Source organism: Enterobacter sp. PL1, from assembly GCF_945957325.1.
GTDB lineage: Bacteria > Pseudomonadota > Gammaproteobacteria > Enterobacterales > Enterobacteriaceae > Enterobacter > Enterobacter roggenkampii.
In genome coordinates this window covers 79,569-105,497 of the sequence record NZ_CAMFKT010000016.1, presented here as the reverse complement: position 1 = coordinate 105,497, position 25,929 = coordinate 79,569, and the positions used below count along the sequence as shown (strand labels likewise).

The window sequence follows — 25,929 nt, the reverse complement described above, 5'->3', positions numbered from 1 at the left end:
CGGCTCCTTAGAAATAACCCTGACGTTTCTTCAGCTCCATGGAGCCTGCCTGGTCGCGGTCAATCACGCGCCCCTGTCGCTCGCTGGTGGTCGACACCAGCATCTCTTCGATGATCTCCGGCAGCGTCTGGGCGTTGGATTCCACCGCGCCGGTCAGCGGCCAGCAGCCGAGGGTGCGGAAACGCACCATCTGTTTTTTGATCACTTCACCCGGCTGCAGGTCGATGCGATCGTCGTCGATCATCATCAGCATGCCGTCACGCTCCAGCACCGGGCGCTCGGCGGCCAGGTACAGCGGAACGATCTCGATGTTTTCCAGATAGATGTACTGCCAGATATCCAGCTCGGTCCAGTTGGAGAGCGGGAAGACGCGGATGCTTTCGCCTTTGTTAATCTGGCCGTTGTAGTTGTGCCACAGCTCCGGGCGCTGGTTTTTGGGGTCCCAGCGGTGGAAGCGATCGCGGAAGGAGTAGATACGCTCTTTGGCGCGGGACTTCTCTTCGTCACGGCGCGCGCCGCCGAAGGCCGCGTCAAAACCGTATTTATTCAGCGCCTGCTTCAGCCCTTCGGTCTTCATGATATCGGTGTGTTTGGCGCTGCCGTGCACGAACGGGTTAATGCCCATCGCCACCCCTTCCGGGTTTTTATGCACCAGCAGCTCGCAGCCGTAGGCTTTCGCGGTACGATCGCGGAACTCGTACATCTCGCGGAATTTCCAGCCGGTGTCCACGTGCAGCAGCGGGAACGGCAGCGTGCCCGGATAAAACGCTTTACGCGCCAGATGCAGCATGACGCTGGAATCTTTGCCGATGGAGTACATCATCACCGGGTTAGAAAACTCGGCGGCCACTTCGCGGATAATATGGATACTTTCCGCTTCGAGCTGCCGCAGGTGTGTAAGACGTTTTTGGTCCATAACCGTTCCTTAAGCCAAATTTACAACAGAAGAACCAAAGCCTTCTGTATCGGTTGTGTGCTGAAACCAGGCGAGCGTGCTGTGCAGCTGCACCACTTCCCCCACCACGATCAGGGCAGGCATCGGGGCGTCTTTCGCCAGGGTTGCAAGGTCTTGAAGTGTGCCGACAGCAACATGCTGATCGACGCGCGTGCCGCGAGAAATGACGGCGACGGGGGTCGTCGCCTCGCGACCGTGCTGAATAAGCTGTTCGCTGATGTCCGCCGCCTTCATCGTGCCCATGTATATCGCCAGCGTCTGGCGGCTCTGGGCGAGATGCGACCAGTCGAACGGCGTGCTGTCCGCCTTGTAGTGGCCGGTCACAAAGGTGACGCTCTGGGCGTAATCGCGGTGGGTCAACGGGATACCGGCGTAGGCCGTTACCGCAGAAGCCGCCGTGATGCCGGGCACCACCTGGAACGGAACGCCCGCTTCGGCTGCCGCCTGCAGCTCTTCGCCGCCGCGACCGAAAATGAACGGATCGCCCCCCTTCAGGCGCACCACGGTTTTGCCCGCTTTCGCGGCGTCAATTAGCATCTGGTTGGTGTCGTGCTGCGGCACCGAGTGCTCACCCGCCCGTTTGCCGACGCAGATTTGCTCCGCGTCGCGACGGATCAGCTCGCGCACGCCGTCGGTGACCAGATGGTCGTAGAACACCACGTCCGCATCCTGCAGCACCTGCAGGCCGCGCAGCGTCAGGAGCCCGGCATCGCCCGGCCCCGCGCCCACCAGAATGATCTCCCCGCCCGTACTGCCGGGGCTATCCAGTTCGTCCTCGAGGATTTTCTGCGCCGCTGTCTCATTACCGGCATGCATCAGGCTGGCAAAGCGGCCGCGAAACACGCGTTCCCAGAAGCGACGGCGTTCCGTCACGCTGGTCAGGCGGGTTTTCAGATGGTTGCGCCAGTAGCTGGCTTTCTCCGCCATGCGCCCGAGGCTGGTCGGCAGCAGCGCTTCGATTTTTTCCCGCAGCACGCGCGCCAGCACCGGTGCGGTACCGCCGGAGGAGATCGCCACCAGCAGCGGCGAACGGTCAACGATCGACGGGAAAATAAACGAGCATAAAGGCTGGTCGTCCACCACGTTCACCAGGCGGTAACGGGCCTGAGCGGCGTCGGAGATCCGCTGGTTCAGTTCACGATCGTCGGTCGCCGCAATTACCAGCACGACGCTGTCGATTTGTGACTCGTCGAAATCCGCCTCTTCAACGACTTTCACCTGGGCCCCTGCGCGCTGCAGAAACGCGATTTTGCGATCGGCGATTTCACCCGTGCCAACCACCAGCACCGGTTTCTCTTTAATCGCAGCAAATAAGGGCAGATAGTCCACAGGCAACAACTCACTAACAACGAGGAATAGAGGGACTATAGGGGGCGGCTTAGACCGAATGAAATTACGAATTGGAATGAGTAGTTACTCAATGGAATAACGCTGTGAAAAAGCTAATACCAAAAAGTGCTTAACGCGCGAAATTTCGGGCATTTAAGAACGATTCAAATTGTGTATGGACGATCACAGTTTCATACTAGGCGGGTTATTATTTTGCTCTGTTTTTAAGGACTCACTATGTTTTCCGCAACGCGCCACCGTATTGCTGCCCTGGCGCTCGGCGTTTGCTTTATTCTTCCTGCCCAGGCAAAAAACCAACCTTATGGTGAAATCGCCACTATGCAGGCGCGGCATATTGCCACCGTTTTCCCTGGCCGCATGACCGGATCGCCTGCGGAAATGCTCTCCGCGGACTATCTTCGTCAGCAGTTTGCCGACATGGGTTACCAGAGCGATATCCGATCGTTTCACAGCCGCTACGTCTATACCTCACGCAATAAAACGAAAAACTGGCATAACGTGACCGGCAGTACGGTGATTGCGGCCCACGAAGGCAGCGCAAAAGAGCAAATTATCATTATGGCGCACCTTGATACCTACGCCCCGATGAGTGACGCCGATACGGATAACAATCTTGGCGGGCTGACGCTGCAGGGCATGGACGACAATGCCGCAGGCCTGGGCGTGATGCTCGAACTGGCCGAGCGGATGAAAGATATTCCCACCCAATATGGCATTCGTTTTGTTGCCACCAGCGGTGAGGAAGAGGGCAAACTCGGCGCTGAGAATCTCCTTAAGCGTATGAGCGCTGAGGAGAAGAAAAATACGCTGCTGGTGATCAACCTCGACAACCTGATCGTCGGCGACAAGCTCTATTTCAACAGCGGGCAGAGTACGCCGGGTACCGTGCGGAAACTGACGCGCGACCGGGCGCTGGCGATAGCCCGCAGCCATGGGGTTTATGCCACCAGCAACCCCGGCGGTAACCCGGATTATCCGCGAGGCACAGGCTGCTGCAACGACGGGGAAGTGTTCGATAAGGCGGGCATTCCGGTGCTGTACGTGGAAGCGACGAACTGGGCGCTGGGCAAAAAAGATGGCTACCAGCAGCGGGCTAAATCGAAGGCCTTCCCGGACGGGACGAGCTGGCACAACGTGATGCTGGACAATCAGCAGCACATCGATCGCGCGCTGCCGCAGCGGATTGAGCACCGCAGTCGTGATGTGGTGAAGGTGATGCTGCCGCTGGTGAAGGAGCTGGCGAAAGCGGGGAAAGCCTGAGGCCGTTAAGCCCGGTGGCGGCTACGCCTTACCGGGCCTACATATGGAACGAGCCTTAGTAGGCCCGGTAAGCGCAGCGCCACCGGGCAAAAAGGTTATCACCCTTCGTGCAACCCGCACTCGCGCTTCAGCCCGAAGAATCGCGTCTCTTCTTCCGCCATGCCCGGTTCCCACTTACGCGTGGTGTGGGTATCGCCCACCGACAGATAGCCCTGGTCCCACAGCGGATGGTATTTCAGCCCGTGCTTTTGCAGGTACTGATACACCGTCCGGTTATCCCAGTCGATAATCGGCAGCACTTTAAACACCCCGCGCTGCACCGCCAGCACCGGTAAGGTTGCCCGGCTGCCGGACTGCTCGCGGCGCAGGCCCGCAAACCACGTCTGCGCATTAAGCTCTTTCAGCGCCCGGTTCATCGGCTCAACTTTGTTGATCTCATTGTATTTCTCAATGCCCTCAACGCCCTGCTCCCACAGCTTGCCGTAGCGCGCCTCCTGCCAGGCCGCGCTTTCCGTCGCGCGGTAGACCTTGAGGTTCAGCCTGAGCTTGTCCGTCAGCTCGTCAATAAACTGGTAGGTCTCCGGGAACAGATAGCCGGTATCGGTGAGGATCACCGGAATGTCCGGACGGATCTGATTCACCAGATGCAGACTGACCGCCGCCTGAATACCAAAGCTCGACGAGAGCACATACTCTCCCGGCAGGTTTTCCAGCGCCCACGCCACGCGCCCTTCGGCGTCCAGCTTTTCAAGGTGGGCATTGGTTTCTGCCAGCGCCAGAATGCGTTCGACTTTTGGCAGGTCATTAAGGGCGTTTAGATCGAGTACGGACATAATTACCTCTCGTGTTTACTCCCAGAAATCCCTGGCGGGATCGAGCACCGGGCGAATGATGCCCGCACGCACCGTAAAGTCGCCGAAGCCTTCACCCGCTTCGCGCTCTTTCGCCCAGCGCCCGACAAGCTCGTCGATGGAATCAAGAATTTCCGGCTCGGTGATGTTCTCGCGGAACATACGCGGAATGCGCGTGCCGATACGGTTACCGCCCAGGTGCAGGTTGTAGCGACCCGGCGCTTTCCCCACCAGCCCCAGTTCGGCCAGCATCGCGCGACCGCAGCCGTTCGGGCAGCCCGTCACGCGCATAACAATATGCTCGTCCGGAATGCCGTGTTTTTCCAGAATCGCTTCTACCTTGTCAGTGAATGACGGCAGGAAACGTTCCGCTTCCGCCATCGCCAGCGGACAGGTCGGGAACGACACGCAGGCCATTGAGTTTTCACGCTGCGGCTTCACCGCATCCATCAACCCATGTTCGCGCGCCAGCTTCTCGATCTTCGCCTTCTGGCTTTCCGGCACGCCGGCAATGATCAGGTTCTGGTTAGCGGTGATGCGGAACTCGCCCTTATGGATCTTCGCAATTTCCAGCAGACCGGTTTTCAGCGGACGCCCCGGATAATCCAGAATACGGCCGTTTTCGATAAACAGCGTCAGGTGCCATTTATTGTCGATACCCTTCACCCAGCCAATGCGATCGCCGCGACCGGTGAATTCGTAAGGGCGGATCGGCTCAAACTTGATGCCCGCGCGACGCTCCACTTCCGCTTTGAACGTCTCCACGCCCACGCGCTCCAGGGTATATTTGGTTTTCGCGTTTTTACGGTCGGTACGGTTACCCCAGTCGCGCTGGGTCGTCACCACCGCTTCCGCCACGGCCAGCGTGTGCTCCAGCGGCAGGAAGCCGAACTCGCTCGCGGTACGGGCGTAGGTTTTCTTGTTACCGTGTTCGATGGACAGGCCGCCGCCCACCAGCAGGTTAAAGCCGACCAGCTTGCCGTTTTCGGCAATCGCCACGAAGTTCATGTCGTTGGCGTGCAGGTCGATATCGTTCTGCGGCGGGATCACTACCGTGGTTTTAAACTTACGCGGCAGGTAGGTCTGGCCGAGGATCGGTTCTTCGTCCGTAGTCGCGACTTTTTCCTGATCGAGCCAGATCTCCGCATAGGCGCGCGTGCGCGGCAGCAGGTGCTCGGAGATCTTCTTCGCCCACTCGTACGCTTCGGCGTGCAGCTCGGACTCATACGGGTTCGAGGTGCAGAGCACGTTACGGTTCATGTCGTTGGCGGTCGCCAGCGCGTCCAGCCCAACGGAGTGCAGCATCTGGTGCACCGGCTTGACGTTCTTCTTCAGAATGCCGTGGAACTGGAAGGTCTGACGGTTGGTCAGACGGATGCTGCCGTAGATCGTGTTTTCACCGGCAAACTTGTCGATCGCCTGCCACTGTTTGGTGGTAATCACCCCACCCGGCAGACGGCAGCGCAGCAGCATCGCGTGACGCGGCTCCAGCTTCTGCTCTGCACGCTCGGCGCGGATGTCGCGGTCGTCCTGCTGGTACATGCCGTGGAAACGGATCAGCAGGAAGTTGTCGCCTTTGAAACCGCCGGTGAGACCGTCATTCAGATCTTCAGCAATGGTGCCACGCAGATAGTTGCTTTCCAGCTTCATGCGCTCGGCGTCTGTCAGTTTACCTTCGACCACCAGTGGCCCTGGATGTTTTTCGCTCATTAGTAGACATCTCGCTGATAACGGCGCTCAACGCGCAGCTCACTTAAAAATTCATCCGCCGCTTCGGCATCCATACCGCCGAATTCGGCAATCACTTCCAGCAAAGTCTGCTCAACGTCTTTCGCCATGCGATTGGCGTCGCCGCAGACATAAATGTGGGCACCGTCATTGATCCAGCGCCACAGCTCTGCGCCCTGTTCGCGCAGTTTGTCTTGTACGTATACTTTTTCTTTCTGGTCGCGGGACCAGGCCAGATCGATGCGGGTCAGTACGCCTTCTTTCACATAGCGCTGCCACTCCACCTGGTAGAGGAAATCTTCCGTAAAGTGCGGGTTGCCGAAGAACAGCCAGTTTTTACCCGGTGCGCCATCCGCCGCACGCTGCTGCATGAAGGCGCGGAACGGCGCAATGCCGGTGCCCGGGCCAATCATGATGACCGGCGTTTCCGGGTTTGCAGGCAGGCGGAAGTTGTCGTTGTGCTCGATAAAGACGCGCACTTCGCCCTCTTCTTCCACGCGGTCTGCCAGGAAGCCCGATGCCCCACCCGTACGGGCGCGACCTTCGATGTCGTAGCGCACCACGCCGACGGTAATATGCACTTCGCTCTCCACCTCGGCCTGAGACGAGGCAATGGAATACAGGCGTGGGGTCAGCGGACGCAGCAGGCCGATCAGCGCATCGGCATCCAGCTGAGCCGGAGAGAAGCGCACCATATCGACAATCGGCGTCGTCGCGGCGTAATGCTGCAGCTTCGCCTTGTCGCCCACCAGCGGCATCAGGGATTCGCTGCGCGTTAAGGTGGCATAATTTTCGACGATATTCGGGGTATTCACCGTCAGCTCAAAATGCCACTGCAACGCTTCAGAAAGCGGCTGCGTTTTGCCGTCAACGGTGACGGGCTCGTCGCCTTTCAGCCACAGCAGCTCAACCAGCTCTTTCACCAGCGCCGGATCGTTCTGATACCAGACGCCCAGCGCATCGCCAGGCTGATAGCGCAGGCCCGAGTCGCCGAGATCGATTTCGATATGGCGAACGTCTTTTTCGGAATCGCGGCCGGTAATTTTCTGGTTCACCGACAGGCTCGCCGCCAGCGGCGCCTCTTTGGTGTACGGGCTGGTGTGGATGTCGTTAACAGCACCCGTCGCGGTGAACGCGGCCTGGGCTGACGTCTCTTTCGGCACGCGCGCTTTTAGCACGTCGACGATGCGGGCACGCCATTCAGCGGCGGCGGTCTGGTATTCGACATCTGCGTCAACGCGGTCCAGCAGGCGCTCTGCGCCCAGCTCCGCCAGCCTGCTGTCGAAGTCTTTGCCGGACTGGCAGAAGAATTCATAGGAGGTATCGCCCAGGCCAAAGACGGCAAACGCCGTGCCATCCAGCTTCGGCGCTTTTTTCGAGAACAGGAACTTATGCAGCGCCACCGCTTCTTCTGCGGGTTCACCTTCACCCTGCGTAGAAGCCACCACTACCAGCAGTTTTTCTGACGCGATTTGCTTAAATTTATAATCCCCGGCGTTGACCAGGTTCACGTTCAGCCTGGCGGCCAGCAGGTCGTCACGCAGCGCTTCGGCCACGCGGCGGGCGTTACCCGTCTGCGAGGCGGAAATCAGAGTAATGGCCGGAATTTCTACGGCCGTGGCCGGTGCACCCGCCACAGCGCCAGGCTGCTGATTGAGCATTCCCCAGAAATAACCGGAGACCCAGGCAAGCTGAGTGGGAGAAAAATCAGAGGTGGCAGCCTGAAGGCGCGCCAGTTGCTCCGGGTTCAGGGGAAGCAAATTTGAAGGTGGGGCCTGTGTTGTCATGCGTCGTTATGTTCCAGTAGCCAAGCGGACTTTAAGCGAATAAATCCAAACTGAAGATAAGGTTAACGGCGAGGATAATAACAATTAAAGAAGGGATGGAAATAATAAATAACCAAATGGACTAACCTGTTTTGGTTGTCATGCTTAGCGATAAAACCGATTAAATAATTATTTGAAATATAAGAACAAATAGCGATAAACCCCCCGTATACGAGGCGGTTGCCGCTCAGAGCCGTTTTAGTTAATGCTAAAAATTGTGCTTTCCGGTACTATGCGGCGGTTTTTTCCGCATTACTGAGAGCGATCATGTCCACCACACTGTTTAAAGATTTCACCTTCGAAGCCGCCCACCACCTTCCGCATGTCCCTGAAGGGCATAAATGTGGCCGTCTGCACGGGCATTCGTTCATGGTGCGTCTTGAGATCACCGGTGAAGTTGATCCGCATACCGGTTGGATCATGGATTTTGCCGAGCTGAAGGCGGCGTTTAAGCCGACCTACGATCGTCTGGATCACTACTACCTGAATGAGATCCCGGGCCTTGAAAACCCGACCAGCGAGGTGCTGGCAAAATGGATTTGGGATCAGATGAAACCGCGGGTACCGCTGCTGAGCGCGGTGATGATCAAAGAGACCTGCACCGCGGGCTGCATCTATCGCGGCGAGTGATGCTTGCCGGGTGGCGGCTTCGCCTTACCCGGCCTACAATCGCCTGGAACCGTAGGCCCGGTAAGCGCTCGCGCCACCGGGCTTTTTTTCAGGCGATATTCAGATACTTGTGCGTCTGCATCGACAGGCGCCAGTTGCGCGCAATACAGGTTTCAATGCACAGGCGCGTTGCATCGTCTTTCTGGCTGATAGGCTGCAGGGCAATGACCCGCTGCTTTTCGTCCGTCAGCGTGGCCAGCAGTTCATCCAGCGCTTCGATATCACGCACGCGTCCTACCGGGTGCTTAATCTCATCCGCGCGCTCCAGCGCCTGAGACAGCACGTCATACCCGCCGCGCATATTCACTTTTGGCGATACCGTCACCCAGGTGGTGTGCGAGCAGCGCACTTCATGGGTGCCGCTGGTTTCGATCTGGCAGCTGTAGCCGTTCTTTTCGAGCAGCTCGGTCAGCGGCGTCAGATCGTGGATGCAGGGTTCACCGCCGGTGATCACCACGTGACGCGCCGTCCAGCCCTGACGACCAATGATGGCGAGCAGATCTTCGGCACTGCCCGCGCCCCACTTATCGCTCTCTTTGGTTTTCGCCAGAATGCTAAACAGCGACACTTCCCGATCTGCGAGCTTATCCCACGTATGTTTGGTATCACACCAGGCACAGCCAACCGGGCATCCCTGTAAACGAATGAAAATAGCGGGAACGCCGGTAAAGTAACCCTCGCCTTGCAGGGTCTGGAACATCTCGTTAATCGGGTACTGCATAGTCATCTCAGTAAAGGGGATAAACGATAAGTATCGCAGATCCCCGCCGGATGGTCATGCTCCATCGGTGCTTTACGCGCCAATCGCCGCCATAAACCGTTCCGTGATTTGCTGCGGACGGGTGATCGCGCCGCCGACCACCACCGTATGCGCGCCCAGCGCCAGACACCTGGCCGCACGCTCGGGGGTATCCACGTTGCCTTCGGCAACCACGGGCACCGTCACGGCGGCCAGCACCGCCTTCAGGAACGCGCAGTCGTTTTCCTGAAGTGAATGGCCCGCCGTTTCCGCCGTGTAGCCGTAAAGCGTGGTGCCGACGCAGTCAAAGCCCAGCGCCTGCGCCGTCACGGCTTCCTCCACGGAGGAGATATCCGCCATCAGCAGCACCGCGGGATAACGTGCGCGGATGCGTGAGACCAGCGTTTCCAGAGATTCTCCGCCGGGACGTGGCCGCGCCGTCGCATCAAGCGCAATGATGTCCGGCGAGACGCTCATGAGCTCATCCACTTCTTTCATTGTCGCGGTGATAAACACCTCGCTTTCGGGATAATCCCGTTTGATGATGCCGATGACGGGCAAAGACACCTGCTGCCTGATGGCCTCGATATCCACCACGCTGTTCGCGCGAATGGCGGCAGCCCCGCCCTGTGCCGCAGCCAGCGCCATGCGCGACATAATAAACGGGCTGTGCAGCGGTTCATTTTCCAGCGCCTGACAGGAGACGACCAGTTTTCCCTTCAGGGTATCCAGTACAGTTTTCATTACGATAAGATCTCTTCCACTTCGTTTTTGATAATCGTGACGTGCGGGCCATAAATGACCTGAACGCCGTTGCCGCGCACGATAACGCCGCGCGCCCCGGTGGCTTTCAGTGCCGACTCATTCACTTTGCTGCCGTCTTTAACCGTGACGCGAAGACGCGTGGCGCAGCAGTCCACCTCGTCCAGATTCTCTTTTCCGCCTAATCCGGCGATCACCGCGGCTGCGCGTTCGTTTTGCGGCAAACTGACCTCATCAGCCATCGCCTCCTTTTCCCGACCTGGCGTCGCGAAATCAAAGCGGTTAATCAGATAGCGGAAGGTAAAGTAGTAAAGGAAGAACCACGGTACGCCGACCAGCGGAACGAACATCCAGTTGGTTTTGGCTTCTCCCTGCAAAATGCCGAACAGCACGAAGTCGATGAAACCGCCGGAGAAGGTTTGCCCGATGGTGATATGCAGCATGTGCGCGAGCATGAATGCCAGCCCGTCAAACAGCGCATGGATGACGTAGAGCACCGGCGCAATAAACAGGAACGAGAATTCGATAGGCTCGGTAATCCCGGTCAGGAACGAGGTTAACGCCGCAGAAAGCAGCAGCCCGGCAACGCGTTTTTTGTTCTCGGGTTTTGCCGTGTGGTACATCGCCAGGCACGCCCCGAGCAGGCCAAACATCATCGTAATAAAGCGCCCGGACATGAAGCGTGACGTGCCCTCATAGAAATGTTGCGTGTTCGGGTCAGCCAGCTGAGCGAAGAAGATCCGCTGCGTGCCTTCCACGAGGTGTCCGTTGACGATTTCACTCCCGCCAAGCGCGGTGGTCCAGAAAGGCAGATAGAAGATGTGGTGCAGACCGAACGGACCCAGCATGCGTAAAATGAAGCCGTACAGCAAAGTGCCCAGATAGCCGGTCGCATCCACCAGCCCGCCGAGACCAAAAATCAGCTTCTGGAAATGCGGCCAGACCACGGTCATGAGCGCACCGACGAGTATCGCCGCCAGCGAGCTGATGATAGGAACAAAGCGCGAGCCGCCAAAAAAGCCCAGGAACTGCGGAAGTGCAATCTTGTTAAACCGATGATGGAGCGCGCAGGTTACCAGCCCAATCACCACGCCGCCAAAGACGCCGGTTTCCAGCGTCTGAATACCCAGCGTCATGCCCTGCCCCACCGCACCCGGGTTCTCATGCGCCAGTTTGCCGGTGAGGATCAGCAGCGCGTTGATGGTGGCATTCATCACCAGAAACGCGAGAAGCGCCGCCAGCCCCGCCGTGCCCTTATCGCTTTTTGCCAGCCCGACGGCGACCCCAACCGCAAACAGCACCGAGAGGTTCGCAAACACGATGGATCCTGCGCTGCTCATGATGGTGAAAATGGCCTGCAGCCAGCTCACGTCTAAAAACGGATAGGCCGCCAGCGTGTTGGGATTGGATAGCGCGCCGCCTATCCCCAGCAGCAGACCCGCCGCAGGCAGCACGGCAATCGGCAACATAAAGGATTTGCCAAAGCGCTGCGCTTTTTCAAACCATCCCCCTGAAGAAGCCCCACTGAATATTTGCATCATTTTTTCATCCCCCCATTAATAGATGAAAATTTTTACCATATTAATTTTAGATAGTGAAAATTATCATCAAAAACCAGGACAACGATCATACTTTTTCGAAATGACTGGCATCCTTCCCCCGCTTTCCGCCACACTAGTCGCAGAGAAACGCATTAAGGATCGAGCATGTCAGACCATGAAAACCTGCTGCTGAAGCTACGCCAGGAGGCTTCCGGGTACAGCCCAACACAACAAAAACTCGGTGAGTTTGTTCTCAGCGATCCTGCCCGGGTGCTCTACCTGACGATCACCGAACTGGCGCGCGAGAGCCACACCAGCGAGGCCAGCGTGACGCGTCTTTGCCGCACGCTGGGCTGCAAGGGCTATAACGAATTTAAAATGGCGCTTGCGCTGGATATTCAGCAGGGCCAGCCCGCGCGCCAGGCGGGGGATGAGATTGATAACGTCGTGGATGAGTCGGTGCAGGCTTTGCAGGACACCGCCAGGCTCCTTGACCGCACGCTGCTTGAAAAGGCCGCGCTGGCGCTGCATCAGGCGCAGTCGGTGCAGATTTATGGCGTTGCGGCCAGCGCGATCCTCGGGGAGTATCTGCACTATAAGCTGTTGCGGCTGGGCAAACCCGCACAGCTGTTTAGCGATATGCACCGCGCGGCCATGAATGCGACAACGCTTTCGTCAGAAACTCTGGTGGTGGCAATCTCCAGTTCCGGCTCAACGCGGGATCTACTCCATGTGGTGAAGCTTGCCCGCAAGCGCGGCGTTAAGGTTCTGGCACTCAGCAATACGCCTCGCAGCCCGCTGGCGTCCCTGAGCGACATGCAGCTGGTGGCCGCCAAGCCAGAGGGGCCGCTTAGCGCGGGCGCGCTCAATGCCAAAGTTGGGGTCATGCTGCTGGTCGAACTGCTGACCACGTCCATGATTGCGCTGGATGGCCGTTACGGCGACGTTAGCCAGCAAACGGCCAGCGCCACGCTTCCTCTGTTACTCTAAAAACCCTTCGCAGGCTAAATAAAAATAGCCTGCGCTTAATGTCGCCTGATTTAAGTTAAGTGGTGTTTAAATCATTTATCCGGTAAATGTTTGGTGTAACAAAGTATTATATTTATTACATTTCGAATTAAGTTCACCATCCGATAAGCACCACAAAATGACTTTAAAATCATAATGTTGAAATATTCATTTTAATAAATTGAATTTTCACCCTGCCTGTAATGTCCAATATCTCCACCTGAATTCCTTTCCTTAAAATAAGCTTAAGATGCTGTCTATTTCGGCGTTTTATTATTTAAATGCCGTTTACTTTTGCACGCCTACAATCCGCCTCATCAATCATAATGAGACGGTATTAATGAAGATGTTAATGATTACAGGCGTGACGGGGTTTCTGGGCGGTGCAGTACTGGAAAAAATTCTGACCAGCGATCAATCCGTAAAACTGCTTTTGCTCGCGCGTGCCAGCGATCCGCAGAGCGGGCTGGAGCGCGTGCTGGAGAACATGCGCAAGTTCAACGTTCCTGAGAACAAACTGGCCACTCTGAGCGTGGACAATATCCTCATTGGCGATCTCAGCCAGCCTGAAGCCTTCCTGAACGATCCGCGTCTGGACCAGGTCACGCATGTCGTGAACTGTGCAGCTGTTGCCTCATTTGGTAACAACCCGCTCATCTGGAAGGTCAACGTGGAAGGAACGCTGGCACTGGCGCGCCGCATGGAGCAGGTTTCAACGCTACAACGCTTCCTCCACGTGGGCACGGCAATGTCATGTACGCCGGAGCAGGATTCCCTGGTCGCCGAAAGCGCCGAATTCAGAGAGAATGCTGAACACCTGGTGGAATACACGTTTTCGAAGTCAACCATCGAACAGCTGATGCGCCAGGAATGTCCGAACCTGCCGCTGCTCATCGCGCGTCCATCCATCGTTGTCGGCCATACCCGCCACGGCTGCACGCCCTCGAGCAGTATTTTCTGGGTCTTCAGCATGGGCCTGATGCTGCAGAAGTTTATGTGCTCGATGGAGGACCGGATCGACGTTGTCCCGGTGGATTATTGTGCCGACGCGCTGTTAATGCTGCTCAACAGCAACGCGCGTCCGGGGGAAGTGGTACACATTTCGGCCGGAGAAGAGAACAGCGTTCGCTTTGCGGATATTGATAATGCGATGGCGCAGGCGCAGGAGAAAGCCCCCGTCGGGGATAAGTACGCACAGGTCAGCTACGAAACGCTGGTCAGAATGCGCCGTGAACTGAAAACGATTTTTGGCCCGTGCAACGAACGTCTGATGCTGAGAGCCATGCGGTTATACGGTGCGTTTGCCACGCTTAACGTGCGATTCAGCAACGATAAGCTGCTGAGCATGGGGATGCCGAAGCCACCCCGGTTTACGGATTACATTGCCCGCTGCGTGCAAACCACCCGGGGGCTGACCATTCCGGAGCAAATGGCGGTCGATTTTAAATAGCCAAAAAAAATGCCAGTCATTCGACTGGCATTTTCATGTTAAGGCTTAAGCGATTATGCCTGGCCTTTGATCTCTTTACGACCGTTGTATGGTGCTTTTTCGCCCAGCGCTTCTTCGATACGAATCAGCTGGTTGTATTTAGCAACACGGTCAGAACGGCTCATAGAACCCGTTTTGATCTGGCCAGCAGCGGTACCCACAGCCAGGTCAGCAATGGTCGCGTCTTCAGTTTCGCCAGAACGGTGAGAGATAACCGCGGTGTAGCCAGCGTCTTTCGCCATTTTGATCGCAGCCAGCGTTTCGGTCAGGGAACCGATCTGGTTGAATTTGATCAGGATGGAGTTAACGATGCCTTTCTCGATACCTTCTTTCAGGATCTTGGTGTTGGTTACGAACAGGTCGTCACCCACCAGCTGGATTTTGTCGCCCAGTACTTTAGTCTGGTATGCGAAGCCAGCCCAGTCAGACTCGTCCAGACCGTCTTCGATAGACACGATTGGGTACTGTTTGGTCAGGTCTTCCAGGAAGTGAGTGAACTCTTCGGAGGTGAACGCTTTGTTGCCTTCGCCAGCCAGAACGTATTTACCGTCTTTGTAGAATTCAGATGCTGCACAGTCCATCGCCAGGGTGATGTCTTTGCCCAGCTCGTAGCCCGCTGCTTTTACCGCTTCTGCGATAACAGCCAGTGCTTCTGCGTTAGAACCCAGGTTTGGCGCATAGCCACCTTCGTCACCCACAGCCGTGTTCATACCTTTAGCTTTCAGAACTTTAGCCAGGTTGTGGAACACTTCAGAACCCATACGTACTGCTTCTTTCAGGGATTTCGCGCCAACTGGCTGAATCATGAATTCCTGAATATCAACGTTGTTGTCTGCGTGCTCACCACCGTTGATGATGTTCATCATTGGTACAGGCATGGAGTATTTGCCTGGGGTGCCGTTCAGTTCAGCGATGTGCTCGAACAGTGGCATACCTTTAGCCGCCGCAGCCGCTTTGGCGTTCGCCAGGGAAACGGCCAGGATTGCGTTCGCACCGAAGTTAGATTTGTTTTCAGTACCGTCCAGATCGATCATGATCTTGTCGATGCCAGCCTGATCTTTGGCATCTTTGCCAACGATAGCCTGAGCAATAGGACCGTTAACAGCGCCAACCGCTTTCAGTACGCCTTTGCCCATGAAACGGGATTTGTCGCCATCACGCAGTTCCAGCGCTTCGCGGGAACCGGTAGAAGCACCTGATGGAGCAGCTGCCATACCGACGAAACCACCTTCCAGATGAACTTCGGCTTCAACGGTCGGGTTACCACGGGAGTCGATGATTTCACGACCGATGACTTTAACGATTTTGGACATTAGATTTTCCTCAGTACAAGTTAAACTAAAACTCCAGACAAACAACGCGTACCAAAGGTACGCGTTGCCGTTCTAACTTTTTTTACTTCGCCTGACGCTTCTGGTAGTCGCTGGCGGCCTTCACGAAGCCTGCAAACAGCGGATGCCCGTCACGTGGCGTTGAAGTAAATTCCGGGTGGAACTGGCAGGCGACAAACCACGGATGGTTTGGCACTTCGATGATCTCGACTAACTGATCATCCCCGGAGCGGCCCGCAACACGCAGACCCGCAGCTTCAATTTGTTTCAACAGCATGTTGTTGACTTCATAGCGGTGACGATGGCGCTCGGTGATGACCGGCTCGCCGTACAGCTTGCGAACCACGCTATCGTCAGTCAGCTGGCAGGCCTGTGCGCCGAGACGCATAGTGCCACCCAGATCGCTCTTCTCGGTACGGACTTCGACGTTACCGTCTTCATCACGCCATTCAGTGATAAGCGCCACAACAGGGTACTTACAGTCTGGCACAAATTCCGTAGAGTTCGCGTTTTCCATTCCCGCTACGTTGCGCGCAAATTCGATCAGCGCAACCTGCATACCCAGACAGATGCCGAGGTATGGAATATTGTTTTCACGCGCATAACGCGCGGTGGCGATCTTGCCTTCTACACCACGGTAGCCGAAGCCGCCAGGGATAAGGATAGCATCCAGATCTTTCAGGATTTCAACGCCACGCGTTTCAACATCCTGCGAATCAATCAGCTTGATGTTCACGGAGACACGATTCTTCAGACCACCGTGTTTCAGCGCTTCGATCACGGACTTATAGGCATCCGGCAGCTCGATGTACTTGCCGACCATACCGATAGTCACTTCGCCTGCCGGGTTGGCTTCTTCGTAAATAACCTGTTCCCATTCAGACAGGTTAGCTTCCGGACAGTTCAAGCTGAATCGTTTACAAATATAATCGTCCAGACCCTGTGATTTCAACAGGCCCGGGATTTTATAAATGGAATCGACATCTTTCATTGAAATAACGGCTTTTTCAGGCACGTTACAGAACAATGCAATTTTCGCACGTTCGTTCGCCGGAATGGCGCGATCGGAACGGCAAACCAGGATGTCAGGCTGAATACCGATAGAGAGCAGCTCTTTAACAGAGTGCTGGGTCGGTTTGGTTTTCACTTCACCTGCCGCCGCCATGTAAGGCACCAGCGTCAGGTGCATGAACAGCGCGTGTTCACGACCAATGTCTACCGCCAGCTGACGAATCGCTTCGAGGAATGGCAGGGATTCGATATCACCCACGGTACCGCCGATTTCAACCAGCACAACGTCATGCCCTTCGCCACCGGCAAGGACACGCTCTTTGATGGCGTTGGTGATGTGTGGGATAACCTGCACGGTCGCGCCCAGATAGTCACCACGGCGCTCTTTACGCAGAACGTCAGAATAGATGCGGCCAGTCGTGAAGTTATTACGACGGGTCATTTTGGTACGAATGAAACGCTCGTAGTGGCCAAGATCCAGATCGGTTTCAGCGCCGTCTTCAGTAACGAACACTTCCCCGTGTTGGGTTGGGCTCATGGTGCCAGGATCGACGTTGATGTACGGATCCAGTTTCATCATGGTCACATTGAGGCCACGGGCTTCAAGAATGGCTGCGAGGGAGGCTGCGGCAATGCCTTTACCCAGAGAGGATACGACCCCGCCGGTCACAAAAATATAGTTCGTTGTCATGCTGAACCTGAGAAGTTAGGGTGAAACGATGGAATAACCAGGACGGGAAAGTAGTATACCCGAACACGGCGAGCGCCACAAACTTTCATTCTCCGTCTCCATTCCAGGCCATGACAAACATAAGGAGTGAGAAAATAGCCCCTTTTGGGTAAATGTTTTTGACGCAAATCAAGCGCTTGTCATTTAAAAAATCACACAAATTGCGCTTGATCGCAAAATTTCGTTAGAGATCAGATTCCTGGCGCTTTACTTCCTGCCAGACTTCTTCCATCGCGTCGAGGTCAATACCGCTCATTTCCAGGCCTCGCGAGGCGACAATCCGCTCCACTTCGCGAAAGCGGCGTTCGAACTTAAGGTTGGCTTTTTGCAGCGCCGTTTCCGCTTTTACACCCAGGTGGCGAGAAAGGTTGACGGTCGCAAACAGCAGATCGCCCATCTCTTCCTCAAGCTTTGCTTCATCCACCACCGCCTGCTGCGCTTCGTGCATCACCTCGTCAATCTCTTCGTGCACTTTATCCAGCACCGGGCCGAGTGAGGTCCAGTCAAACCCCACGGCGGAGCAGCGTTTCTGGATTTTGTGCGCGCGCATCAGCGCGGGCAGGCTCAGCGGAATGTCGTCCAGCGCGGAGTGCTGGGATTTTTCAGCCCGCTCGGCGCTCTTGATCTGCTCCCAGCGGGCCAGGACTTCGGTGCTGGTTCCTGCGGTAGCGTCACCGAAAATATGGGGATGACGGCGCTCAAGCTTGTCGCTGATGGCAGCGCAGATATCGTCAAAGTTAAAGCGCCCCTCTTCCTGCGCCATCTGCGCGTAGAACACCACCTGGAACAGCAGATCGCCCAGCTCGCCGCGCAGGTCGTCAAAATCTTCACGGGAAATGGCGTCCAGCACCTCGTAGGTCTCTTCAAGGGTGTACGGGGCGATGGTGGCGAAAGTCTGCTCTTTGTCCCACGGGCAGCCGTTTTCCGGGTCGCGCAGGCGTTTCATGATGCCGAGCAGGCGGTCGATTTGAGTCATAATACTGTCCTGATGAAAAATGCCGGGTGGCGGCGTTGCCTTACCCGGCCTACGGAAGAGGATGTTTAGCCGCCGTGCAGACGACGCGCGTCAATCACATCCGGCACCTGGTTCAGTTTGCCAAGCACGCGGCCCAGCACCTGCAGGTTATAGATTTCGATGGTCATATCGATGGTGGCAAGCTGCTCGCGGGTATCGCTGCGGCTGGCGACGCCCAGCACGTTGACCTTCTCGTTGGCGAGAATGGTCGTGATGTCGCGCAGCAGGCCGCTGCGGTCGTTGGCAGTGACGCGCACCACCAGCGAGTAGCCGGCGGAGTAGCTCTCGCCCCAGACCGCTTCCACGATGCGCTCCGGCGCATGGGACTGCAGCTCGGCAAGCTGGTCGCAGTCGGAACGGTGAATCGAAATTCCGCGCCCCTGGGTGATAAAGCCAACGATATCGTCGCCTGGGATTGGCTGACAGCAGCGGGCAATGTGGTGCATCAGGTTACCGACACCTTCGACCACCACGCGGCCGTTGTCTTTGCTGCGCTGCTGCGGCGCGTAGGTTTTCTGCTGCAGCTGCTTCAGCGCCGCCGCGTCCTGCTCTTCCGCGCTTGGCTTATTGAACTGCGCCTGCAGGAAGTTCACCATCTGGTTCAGACGAATATCACCGCCGCCAATCGCCGCTAACAGCTCATCAAGCTCGTTGAAGTTGTAGCGCGGCAGCAGGAATTTCTCCGCCTCTTTCAGGCTGATACCGATATGCTCCAGCTCGTCGTCAAGGATCTGGCGGCCGGCAAGGATATTCTTGTCTCGATCCTGTTTGCGGAACCAGGCGTGAATCTTCGAGCGCCCGCGGCTGGTGGTGACATACCCCAGGTTCGGGTTAAGCCAGTCCCGGCTCGGGTTCGGCTGCTTCTGGGTAATGATTTCAATCTGGTCGCCCATCTGCAGCTGATAGGTGAACGGTACGATACGCCCGCCAATTTTCGCCCCGATGCAGCGGTGCCCCACATCGCTATGGATGTGGTAGGCAAAATCGAGCGGCGTAGAGCCGGCCGGCAGGTCGACAACGTCCCCTTTCGGGGTAAAGACGTAGACGCGATCGTCAAAGACCTGGCTGCGCACTTCGTCGAGCATCTCGCCGGAATCGGCCATCTCTTCCTGCCACGCAATCAGCTTACGCAGCCAGGCAATGCGGTCTTCGTGGCCTGAACGCGCCCCGCCGGACGTGCCTTCTTTGTATTTCCAGTGCGCGGCAACGCCCAGCTCGGCGTCCTCGTGCATCTGTTTGGTGCGGATCTGAATCTCGACCGTTTTACCGCCAGGGCCAAGCACCACGGTATGGATTGACTGATAGCCGTTCGGTTTGGGGTTGGCGACATAGTCGTCAAACTCATCGGGCAGATGACGGAAGTGCGTGTGCACTATCCCCAGCGCGGCGTAGCAGTCCTGCAGACGCTCCGCCACGATACGCACGGCGCGCACGTCAAACAGCTCGTCAAAGGCGAGGTGTTTCTTCTGCATTTTGCGCCAGATGCTGTAGATGTGCTTTGGTCGACCGTAGACTTCGGCGCGCACGTTCTCTTCTTTCATCGCCTGGCGCAGGCCGCCGACAAACTCCTCGATATAGTGCTCGCGGTCGATGCGGCGCTCGTGCAGGAGTTTGGCAATCCGTTTGTATTCCGCCGGGTGCAGATAGCGGAAGCAGTAATCTTCCAGCTCCCACTTCAGCTGACCAATCCCCAGCCGGTTCGCCAGCGGCGCATAGATGTTCGTACACTCTTTGGCAGCCAGCACGCGCTCGTCTTCCGGCGCATCCTTCACCTCTCGCAGGTGGGCAATACGCTCGGCCAGCTTGATGACCACGCAGCGGAAATCATCCACCATGGCCAGCAGCATCCGGCGAACGTTATCGACCTGCTCTGAGGAGACGGAATCCGTATGCGCGGCTTTGAGCTGACGAATGGCTGCCATATCGCGCACGCCGTGGATCAGCGCAACGACGGATTTTCCGACGCTGTCGCGCAGCACGTCTTCGCTGACCACGTCCGCATCCGCGAGGGGGAAGAGCAGCGCAGCCTGCAGCGTTTCGATGTCCATGTTCAGCATGGACAGGATTTCAACCATCTCCACGCCGCGCCACAGGAGAAGATCGGCGTCGGGATGCCCCTGCGTGGTGCGCAGACAATAGGCCCAGGTTTCGGTTAAGCGTTCACACGACTGCTGGCTGGAAATTCCCAGACTTGCGATCCATTTTTGTGGGTCAAACTCCCCAGCTTTATTGAGATGTGCACTTCTTACCGCAACCATTGTCCTCTCCTTTAGGGACCAGGGCCTGTCGAAGTCGACAAGCCAAACAAATTAGATGTGCTCGAACAACACCATCGATTCCAGATGCCCAGTGTGCGGGAACATGTCCAGCATTGCCAGACGCTGAATCTGGTAACCCGCGCTGAGCAGTGCCTCGCTGTCCCGGGCAAGCGTTGCCGGGTTACAGGAAACATAGACCACACGCTTTGGCGCGAGTTTAATAATATGTGCCATCACGCCCGGGGCACCGGCACGTGCCGGGTCGAGCAAAATTTTATCGAAGCCCTGCTTTGCCCACGGTTGTTGGGTGACATCGTCCTCAAGATTTTGATGAAAGAATGTCACATTTTGCAAGCCGTTCTGCCGCGCGTTCTCCTGCCCTTTCGCCACCAGCGCCTCAACGCCTTCCACACCGACGACGCTGGCCGCTTCTCGCGCCAGCGGCAGCGTGAAGTTGCCCATTCCGCAGAACAGATCGAGCACCCGGTCGCTTTTCTGAACGTCCAGCCACGCCAGCGCTTTCGCTACCATCTGCTGGTTAACGCCATCATTCACCTGAATGAAATCCCGCGGGCTGAACGTTAAGCGTAGCCCGTTTGACGCATACCAGGGCGCCTCACCGGTAACCTGTTCAAGTATCTCGCTTTGTGGTGCAAGGAAAAGCGCCAGGTCGTGGGAATGCGAAAAGCGTTCCAGTTTTTCGCGATCTTTCTTCGACAACGGCGCGGTATGGCGCAGCACCATCAGCGGGCCATTGTTTGCCATGACCAGTTCGACGTGCCCAAGATGGCGTACGCCGTCCAGCCCGGAGAGGCAGATGCGCACTTCCGGAAGCAATGCCTCAAGATGGGGCACCAAAATGGGGCACTGCTTCACGTCAACGATGTCGCTGGAGCCGGCCTTGCGAAACCCCATCTCCAGCCGCTCCGTTTTTGGCTGATAGCTGAGGCTCAGGCGCGCGCGACGACGATAGCCCCAGGGCTCATCGGCAACAATTTCGTTAACGTCATGTTTGAGCAGACGCGCCAGCGCGCGGCTTTTGCTTTTTTGCTGTAATTCTGTGCTCGCATGCTGTTGCTGGCAGCCGCCGCACACGCCAAAATGGGGGCAGCGGGGTGCCACACGCTCCGGGCTATCGCTGAGGCGACGCTTAACCTGCCCGCGCGCAAACTGGCGCTTATCTTCCGTCAGCGTAATTTCTGCTCGTTCTGCTGGCAGTAAACCTGTTATAAACAGAGCCTTACCATTGTGGCGTGCCACTCCCTGGCCAAACGGATCGAGGTCCGTGGCCTCAACAGTGATGATTTGACGCGTCGTCACGCGTCGCTTTGCAGAGTAGAATTGCGCCATCGCCGAGATTTTTCTCACATAACCATAATTATCTTAATTGTCCCATAACGGAACGCCATGACCAACTACAGCCTGCGCGCGCGCATGATGATTTTGATCCTCGCCCCCACCGTTCTCATCGGTTTGCTGCTGAGTATCTTCTTTGTGGTGCACCGCTATAACGATTTGCAGCGACAGCTGGAAGATGCAGGCGCTAGTATTATCGAACCGCTTGCCGTCTCCAGCGAGTACGGCATGAACCTGCAAAACCGCGAATCCATTGGGCAGTTAATCAGCGTACTCCACCGCCGCCACTCGGACATCGTACGCGCCATTTCCGTTTACGACGAACATAACCGCCTGTTTGTGACCTCAAACTTTCATCTCGATCCTGCGGCCCTGAAAATCCCGGACGGTACGCCGTTCCCGCGCCACCTCACCGTATTGCGGCGCGGCGATATCATGATCCTGCGCACGCCGATCGTGTCGGAAAGCTATTCCCCCGATGAGTCTGCACAGTCCGACGCCAAATCCAGCAATAATATGCTGGGATATGTGGCGCTGGAGCTGGATCTCAAGTCGGTCCGGCTACAGCAGTACAAAGAGATTTTCATTTCCGGCGTGATGATGCTGTTCTGCATCGGCATTGCGCTGATCTTCGGCTGGCGCCTGATGCGCGACGTGACGGGTCCCATCCGCAACATGGTTAACACGGTTGACCGCATACGCCGGGGACAGCTCGACAGCCGTGTGGAAGGGTTTATGCTGGGCGAGCTGGACATGCTGAAAAACGGCATCAACTCGATGGCGATGTCGCTGGCGGCGTATCACGAAGAGATGCAGCACAACGTTGACCAGGCGACGTCCGACCTGCGCGAAACGCTGGAGCAGATGGAGATCCAGAACGTTGAGCTGGATCTGGCGAAAAAGCGCGCTCAGGAAGCGGCGCGTATTAAATCGGAATTCCTTGCCAATATGTCGCACGAGCTGCGCACGCCGCTCAATGGCGTGATCGGCTTTACCCGTCTGACCCTGAAAAGCGAGCTCAACCCCACTCAGCGGGATCACCTGCATACCATTGAACGCTCGGCCAACAACCTGCTGGCGATCATTAACGACGTGCTGGACTTCTCCAAGCTGGAAGCGGGCAAGCTGATCCTCGAGAGTATCCCCTTCCCGCTGCGCAGCACGCTGGATGAAGTGGTGACGCTGCTCGCGCACTCGTCGCACGACAAAGGCCTGGAGCTGACGCTTAACATTAAAAACGACGTGCCGGATAACGTTATTGGCGATCCGCTGCGCCTGCAGCAGGTCATAACCAACCTTGTCGGGAATGCCATTAAGTTCACCGAAAGCGGTAATATCGACATCCTGGTAGAGAAACGCTCGATCAGCAGCAATAAGGTCCAGATTGAAGTCCAGATCCGCGATACCGGCATCGGCATTCCGGAGCGCGACCAGTCGCGTCTGTTCCAGGCGTTCCGTCAGGCGGACGCCAGCATCTCCCGCCGTCATGGCGGTACCGGTCTGGGGCTGGTGATCACCCAGCGCCTGGTGAACGAGATGGGCGGCGATATCTCTTTCCACAGCCAGCCAAACCGCGGTTCAACCTTCTGGTTCCACATTAATCTGGACCTTAATCCGAACGTGCTGACCGATGGCCCGGTGACGGACTGCCTGAAAGGCAAGCGTCTGGCCTACGTTGAACCTAACGCTGCGGCGGCGCAGTGTACGCTCGACATCTTAAGCGCCACGCCGCTGGAGGTGGTCTACAGCCCCACCTTCTCGGCGCTTGCCGTAGAGCATTACGATATTCTGCTGATGGGCATTCCGGTCACCTTCACCGGCGAGTTGACCATGCAGCAGGAGCGCCTGGCGAAAGCCGCGTCGATGACCGACTACCTGCTGCTGGCGCTGCCGTGCCATGGGCAGCTCAACGCGGAAGAACTGAAAAACGACGGCGCGGCCGCGTGCCTTTTGAAACCACTGACCGCAACCCGTTTGCTGCCAGCCCTCACGGAATATTGCCGTCTTAGCCAGCATGCCCTTCCGCTGATTAACGATGAGCAAAAATTGCCGATGAGCGTGATGGCAGTGGATGATAATCCGGCCAACCTGAAGCTCATTGGCGCATTGCTTGAGGACCAGGTTCAGCATGTGGAGCTGTGCACCAGCGGCGCGCAGGCGGTTGAACAGGCTAAGCAGATGCAGTTCGATTTAATCCTGATGGATATTCAGATGCCGGGCATGGACGGCATCCGGGCCTGCGAGCTGATCCACCAGTTGCCGCATCAGCAGCAAACGCCGGTTATTGCTGTCACCGCGCACGCGATGGCGGGCCAGAAGGAGAAGCTGCTGAGCGCCGGGATGAATGACTATCTGGCAAAGCCCATCGATGAAGAGAAACTTCATAGCCTGCTGTTGCGCTACAAGCCGGGTCATATTGGCGGAACGTACACGGTTTCCAGCGAGCAGGCTGAGATAAGCGTTAATCAGAACGCCACCTTTGACTGGCAGCTCGCGCTGCGCCAGGCGGCAGGTAAACCCGATTTGGCCCGCGACATGCTGCAAATGCTGGTCGCGTTTCTGCCAGAAATTCGCAACAAGGTGGAAGAGCAACTGGTGGGTGAAAACCCGGAAGATCTGCTGGACGCAATCCACAAGCTGCACGGCAGCTGCGGGTACAGCGGCGTACCGCGGCTGAAAAACCTCTGTCAGCTTCTGGAGCAGCAGCTGCGTGCGGGCACGCCGGAATCGGAGCTTGAACCGGAGTTCCTGGAGCTGCTGGATGAAATGGATAACGTGACGCGCGAAGCGATGAAGGTGTTGGGGAGCTGAGGTAAAAGCCCGGTGGCGCTCCGCTTGCCGGGCCTACAGGTGCACTAACGTAGGCCGGGTAAGGCGAAGCCGCCACCCGGCAATCACAGTTAAAATGCCTGCCCCACTTTCAGCACCGCCGCGATATTCCTTGCGGCCATCCTGACGTTCTCGCCGGCATTTTCCAGCGCGTCTTCCAGCGTGCAGATGGTGTAGATCACGCTAAACACGGCATCAATGCCGTGATCGTGTACCACGCCAACGTCCGCCGTCAGGCTGCCTGCAATGCCAATAACGGGTTTGTTAAAGCGTTTTGCCACCTTCGCCACCCCCACCGGGACTTTGCCGTGGATCGTCTGGCTGTCAATGCGGCCTTCCCCCGTGATCACCAGATCCGCATCGGCCACCTGGTCGGCCAGGTGTAGCGCATCGGTCACGATCTCAATACCCTGGCGCAGCTGCGCGCCGCAAAAGGCGTACAGCGCCGCGCCCATGCCCCCCGCCGCGCCGCCGCCAGCAAGGTTCAGCACGTCGATATCCAGGTCCCGGGCAATCACGCTTGCATAGTGCGCAAGCGCGTTGTCCAGGGTGACGATCATCTCGGGTGTGGCGCCCTTCTGCGGGCCGAATACCGCTGACGCGCCATCCTTCCCGGTAAGCGGATTGGTTACATCGCAGGCCACCTCAATCCGGCATTCCGCCAGACGCTTGTCCAGCCCGCTCAGGTCGATACGCGCGAGTTTTCCCAGCTCGCCCCCGCCCTGCCCAAGAGGCTGTTCATTGTCGTCCAGCAGCTTCGCCCCCAGCGCCTGCACCATCCCTGCGCCGCCGTCGTTGGTAGCGCTGCCGCCAATGCCAATAATAATATGCTTAACGCCCACATCCAGCGCGTGACGAATCAGTTCGCCCGTGCCCCAGGAGGTGGTTTTCAGCGGATTACGCTGCGAAGGCGCAACCCGCTCCAGGCCGCTTGCCGCCGCCATTTCAATAAAGGCGCTCTGCTTATCTCCGGACAAGCCATAGAACCCCTCCACGCGCTCGCCCAGCGGGCCGGTCACCGGAACATGCACAATGCTTCCCTGCGTTGCCGCGATCATCGCCTCAACCGTCCCTTCGCCACCGTCCGCGACCGGCAGCTTCACGTAAACCGCCTCGGGAAAGATCTCGCGAAAACCACGCTCTATCGCTGTCGCAACCTCAAGCGCACTCAAACTTTCCTTATACGAGTCCGGTGCGATAACAATTTTCATAAGCCATCCT

19 protein-coding genes are annotated in these 25,929 nt (G+C 57.1%); 5 read left to right on the top strand and 14 right to left on the bottom strand.

Going from position 1 to position 25,929, the window contains the following annotated elements; genetic code table 11:
- Positions 1 to 7: 7 nt before the first annotated feature.
- A complete protein-coding gene (cysD, locus tag N6P30_RS15665) occupies positions 8 to 916 on the bottom strand; it encodes a sulfate adenylyltransferase subunit CysD (protein ID WP_008499613.1) in 909 nt (302 codons plus the stop codon).
- Between the two features lie 9 nt (positions 917 to 925).
- The gene (cysG, locus tag N6P30_RS15660; RefSeq protein ID WP_023294448.1) at positions 926 to 2,284 is read right to left on the bottom strand and encodes a siroheme synthase CysG; all 1,359 of its coding nucleotides are present in this window, start codon (positions 2,282 to 2,284) and stop codon (positions 926 to 928) included.
- Between the two features lie 237 nt (positions 2,285 to 2,521).
- Here cysG and N6P30_RS15655 point away from each other — a divergent pair, with 237 nt between their 5' ends.
- The gene (locus tag N6P30_RS15655) at positions 2,522 to 3,565 is read left to right on the top strand and encodes an aminopeptidase (protein WP_008499615.1); all 1,044 of its coding nucleotides are present in this window, start codon (positions 2,522 to 2,524) and stop codon (positions 3,563 to 3,565) included.
- 98 nt (positions 3,566 to 3,663) lie between these two features.
- On the opposite strand, the gene cysH is transcribed toward N6P30_RS15655, so the two are convergent.
- The 3 genes from cysH to cysJ are packed head-to-tail and all read right to left on the bottom strand — an operon-like array spanning position 3,664 to position 7,931.
- Positions 3,664 to 4,398 (bottom strand): phosphoadenosine phosphosulfate reductase, encoded by a 735-nt coding sequence (gene cysH / locus N6P30_RS15650; RefSeq protein WP_008499616.1) that lies wholly within the window; start codon positions 4,396 to 4,398, stop codon positions 3,664 to 3,666.
- 15 nt (positions 4,399 to 4,413) lie between these two features.
- Positions 4,414 to 6,126: an assimilatory sulfite reductase (NADPH) hemoprotein subunit gene (gene cysI, locus N6P30_RS15645; protein WP_008499617.1), complete on the bottom strand. Its 1,713-nt coding sequence runs from the start codon at positions 6,124 to 6,126 to the stop codon at positions 4,414 to 4,416.
- Positions 6,126 to 7,931 (bottom strand): NADPH-dependent assimilatory sulfite reductase flavoprotein subunit, encoded by a 1,806-nt coding sequence (cysJ, locus tag N6P30_RS15640; protein ID WP_023294449.1) that lies wholly within the window; start codon positions 7,929 to 7,931, stop codon positions 6,126 to 6,128. The genes cysI and cysJ overlap by 1 nt, the downstream gene beginning before the upstream one ends.
- A 306-nt stretch (positions 7,932 to 8,237) precedes the next feature.
- On the opposite strand from cysJ, the gene queD reads away from it, so the two are divergent.
- Entirely contained in the window at positions 8,238 to 8,600 is a 363-nt protein-coding gene (queD, locus tag N6P30_RS15635) for a 6-carboxytetrahydropterin synthase QueD (RefSeq protein ID WP_023294450.1), read from the top strand.
- Positions 8,601 to 8,688: 88 nt separating this feature from the next.
- Here the strand turns inward: queD and queE are convergent, their stop codons facing one another.
- The 3 genes from queE to N6P30_RS15620 all read right to left on the bottom strand — a co-directional run bounded on the left by queE (position 8,689) and on the right by N6P30_RS15620 (position 11,681).
- On the bottom strand, positions 8,689 to 9,360 hold the full coding sequence (gene queE / locus N6P30_RS15630) for a 7-carboxy-7-deazaguanine synthase QueE (protein WP_021241905.1): 672 nt from the start codon (positions 9,358 to 9,360) through the stop codon (positions 8,689 to 8,691).
- A 72-nt stretch (positions 9,361 to 9,432) separates the two neighbouring features.
- Positions 9,433 to 10,122, bottom strand: a complete 690-nt coding sequence (locus tag N6P30_RS15625; RefSeq protein WP_023294451.1) for an N-acetylmannosamine-6-phosphate 2-epimerase — start codon at positions 10,120 to 10,122, stop codon at positions 9,433 to 9,435.
- Positions 10,122 to 11,681: a PTS transporter subunit EIIC gene (locus N6P30_RS15620; protein WP_023294452.1), complete on the bottom strand. Its 1,560-nt coding sequence runs from the start codon at positions 11,679 to 11,681 to the stop codon at positions 10,122 to 10,124. The genes N6P30_RS15625 and N6P30_RS15620 overlap by 1 nt, the downstream gene beginning before the upstream one ends.
- A 165-nt stretch (positions 11,682 to 11,846) precedes the next feature.
- On the opposite strand from N6P30_RS15620, the gene N6P30_RS15615 reads away from it, so the two are divergent.
- Together N6P30_RS15615 and N6P30_RS15610 are read left to right on the top strand one after the other, a co-directional pair.
- Positions 11,847 to 12,671: a MurR/RpiR family transcriptional regulator gene (locus tag N6P30_RS15615; RefSeq protein WP_008499624.1), complete on the top strand. Its 825-nt coding sequence runs from the start codon at positions 11,847 to 11,849 to the stop codon at positions 12,669 to 12,671.
- Between the two features lie 358 nt (positions 12,672 to 13,029).
- Positions 13,030 to 14,139 carry an SDR family oxidoreductase gene (locus N6P30_RS15610; protein ID WP_023294453.1) on the top strand — a complete coding sequence of 370 codons (1,110 nt, stop codon included), beginning with the start codon at positions 13,030 to 13,032 and terminating at the stop codon, positions 14,137 to 14,139.
- Positions 14,140 to 14,192: 53 nt separating this feature from the next.
- Here the strand turns inward: N6P30_RS15610 and eno are convergent, their stop codons facing one another.
- The 5 genes from eno to rlmD all read right to left on the bottom strand — a co-directional run bounded on the left by eno (position 14,193) and on the right by rlmD (position 21,873).
- Positions 14,193 to 15,491 (bottom strand): phosphopyruvate hydratase, encoded by a 1,299-nt coding sequence (gene eno, locus N6P30_RS15605; protein WP_003862715.1) that lies wholly within the window; start codon positions 15,489 to 15,491, stop codon positions 14,193 to 14,195.
- A gap of 82 nt (positions 15,492 to 15,573) precedes the next feature.
- On the bottom strand, positions 15,574 to 17,211 hold the full coding sequence (gene pyrG, locus N6P30_RS15600; protein WP_008499626.1) for a glutamine hydrolyzing CTP synthase: 1,638 nt from the start codon (positions 17,209 to 17,211) through the stop codon (positions 15,574 to 15,576).
- A gap of 223 nt (positions 17,212 to 17,434) precedes the next feature.
- Positions 17,435 to 18,226 carry a nucleoside triphosphate pyrophosphohydrolase gene (mazG, locus tag N6P30_RS15595; protein ID WP_008499627.1) on the bottom strand — a complete coding sequence of 264 codons (792 nt, stop codon included), beginning with the start codon at positions 18,224 to 18,226 and terminating at the stop codon, positions 17,435 to 17,437.
- A gap of 65 nt (positions 18,227 to 18,291) precedes the next feature.
- Entirely contained in the window at positions 18,292 to 20,523 is a 2,232-nt protein-coding gene (relA, locus tag N6P30_RS15590) for a GTP diphosphokinase (protein ID WP_008499628.1), read from the bottom strand.
- Between the two features lie 51 nt (positions 20,524 to 20,574).
- Positions 20,575 to 21,873 (bottom strand): 23S rRNA (uracil(1939)-C(5))-methyltransferase RlmD, encoded by a 1,299-nt coding sequence (gene rlmD / locus N6P30_RS15585; RefSeq protein WP_023294454.1) that lies wholly within the window; start codon positions 21,871 to 21,873, stop codon positions 20,575 to 20,577.
- Positions 21,874 to 21,930: 57 nt separating this feature from the next.
- Between rlmD and barA the strand changes: the two genes are divergently transcribed.
- Positions 21,931 to 24,690 carry a two-component sensor histidine kinase BarA gene (gene barA / locus N6P30_RS15580; protein WP_058673269.1) on the top strand — a complete coding sequence of 920 codons (2,760 nt, stop codon included), beginning with the start codon at positions 21,931 to 21,933 and terminating at the stop codon, positions 24,688 to 24,690.
- An 89-nt stretch (positions 24,691 to 24,779) separates the two neighbouring features.
- Here the strand turns inward: barA and N6P30_RS15575 are convergent, their stop codons facing one another.
- A complete protein-coding gene (locus N6P30_RS15575) occupies positions 24,780 to 25,919 on the bottom strand; it encodes a glycerate kinase (RefSeq protein ID WP_023294456.1) in 1,140 nt (379 codons plus the stop codon).
- Between the last annotated feature and the right edge of the window lie 10 nt (positions 25,920 to 25,929).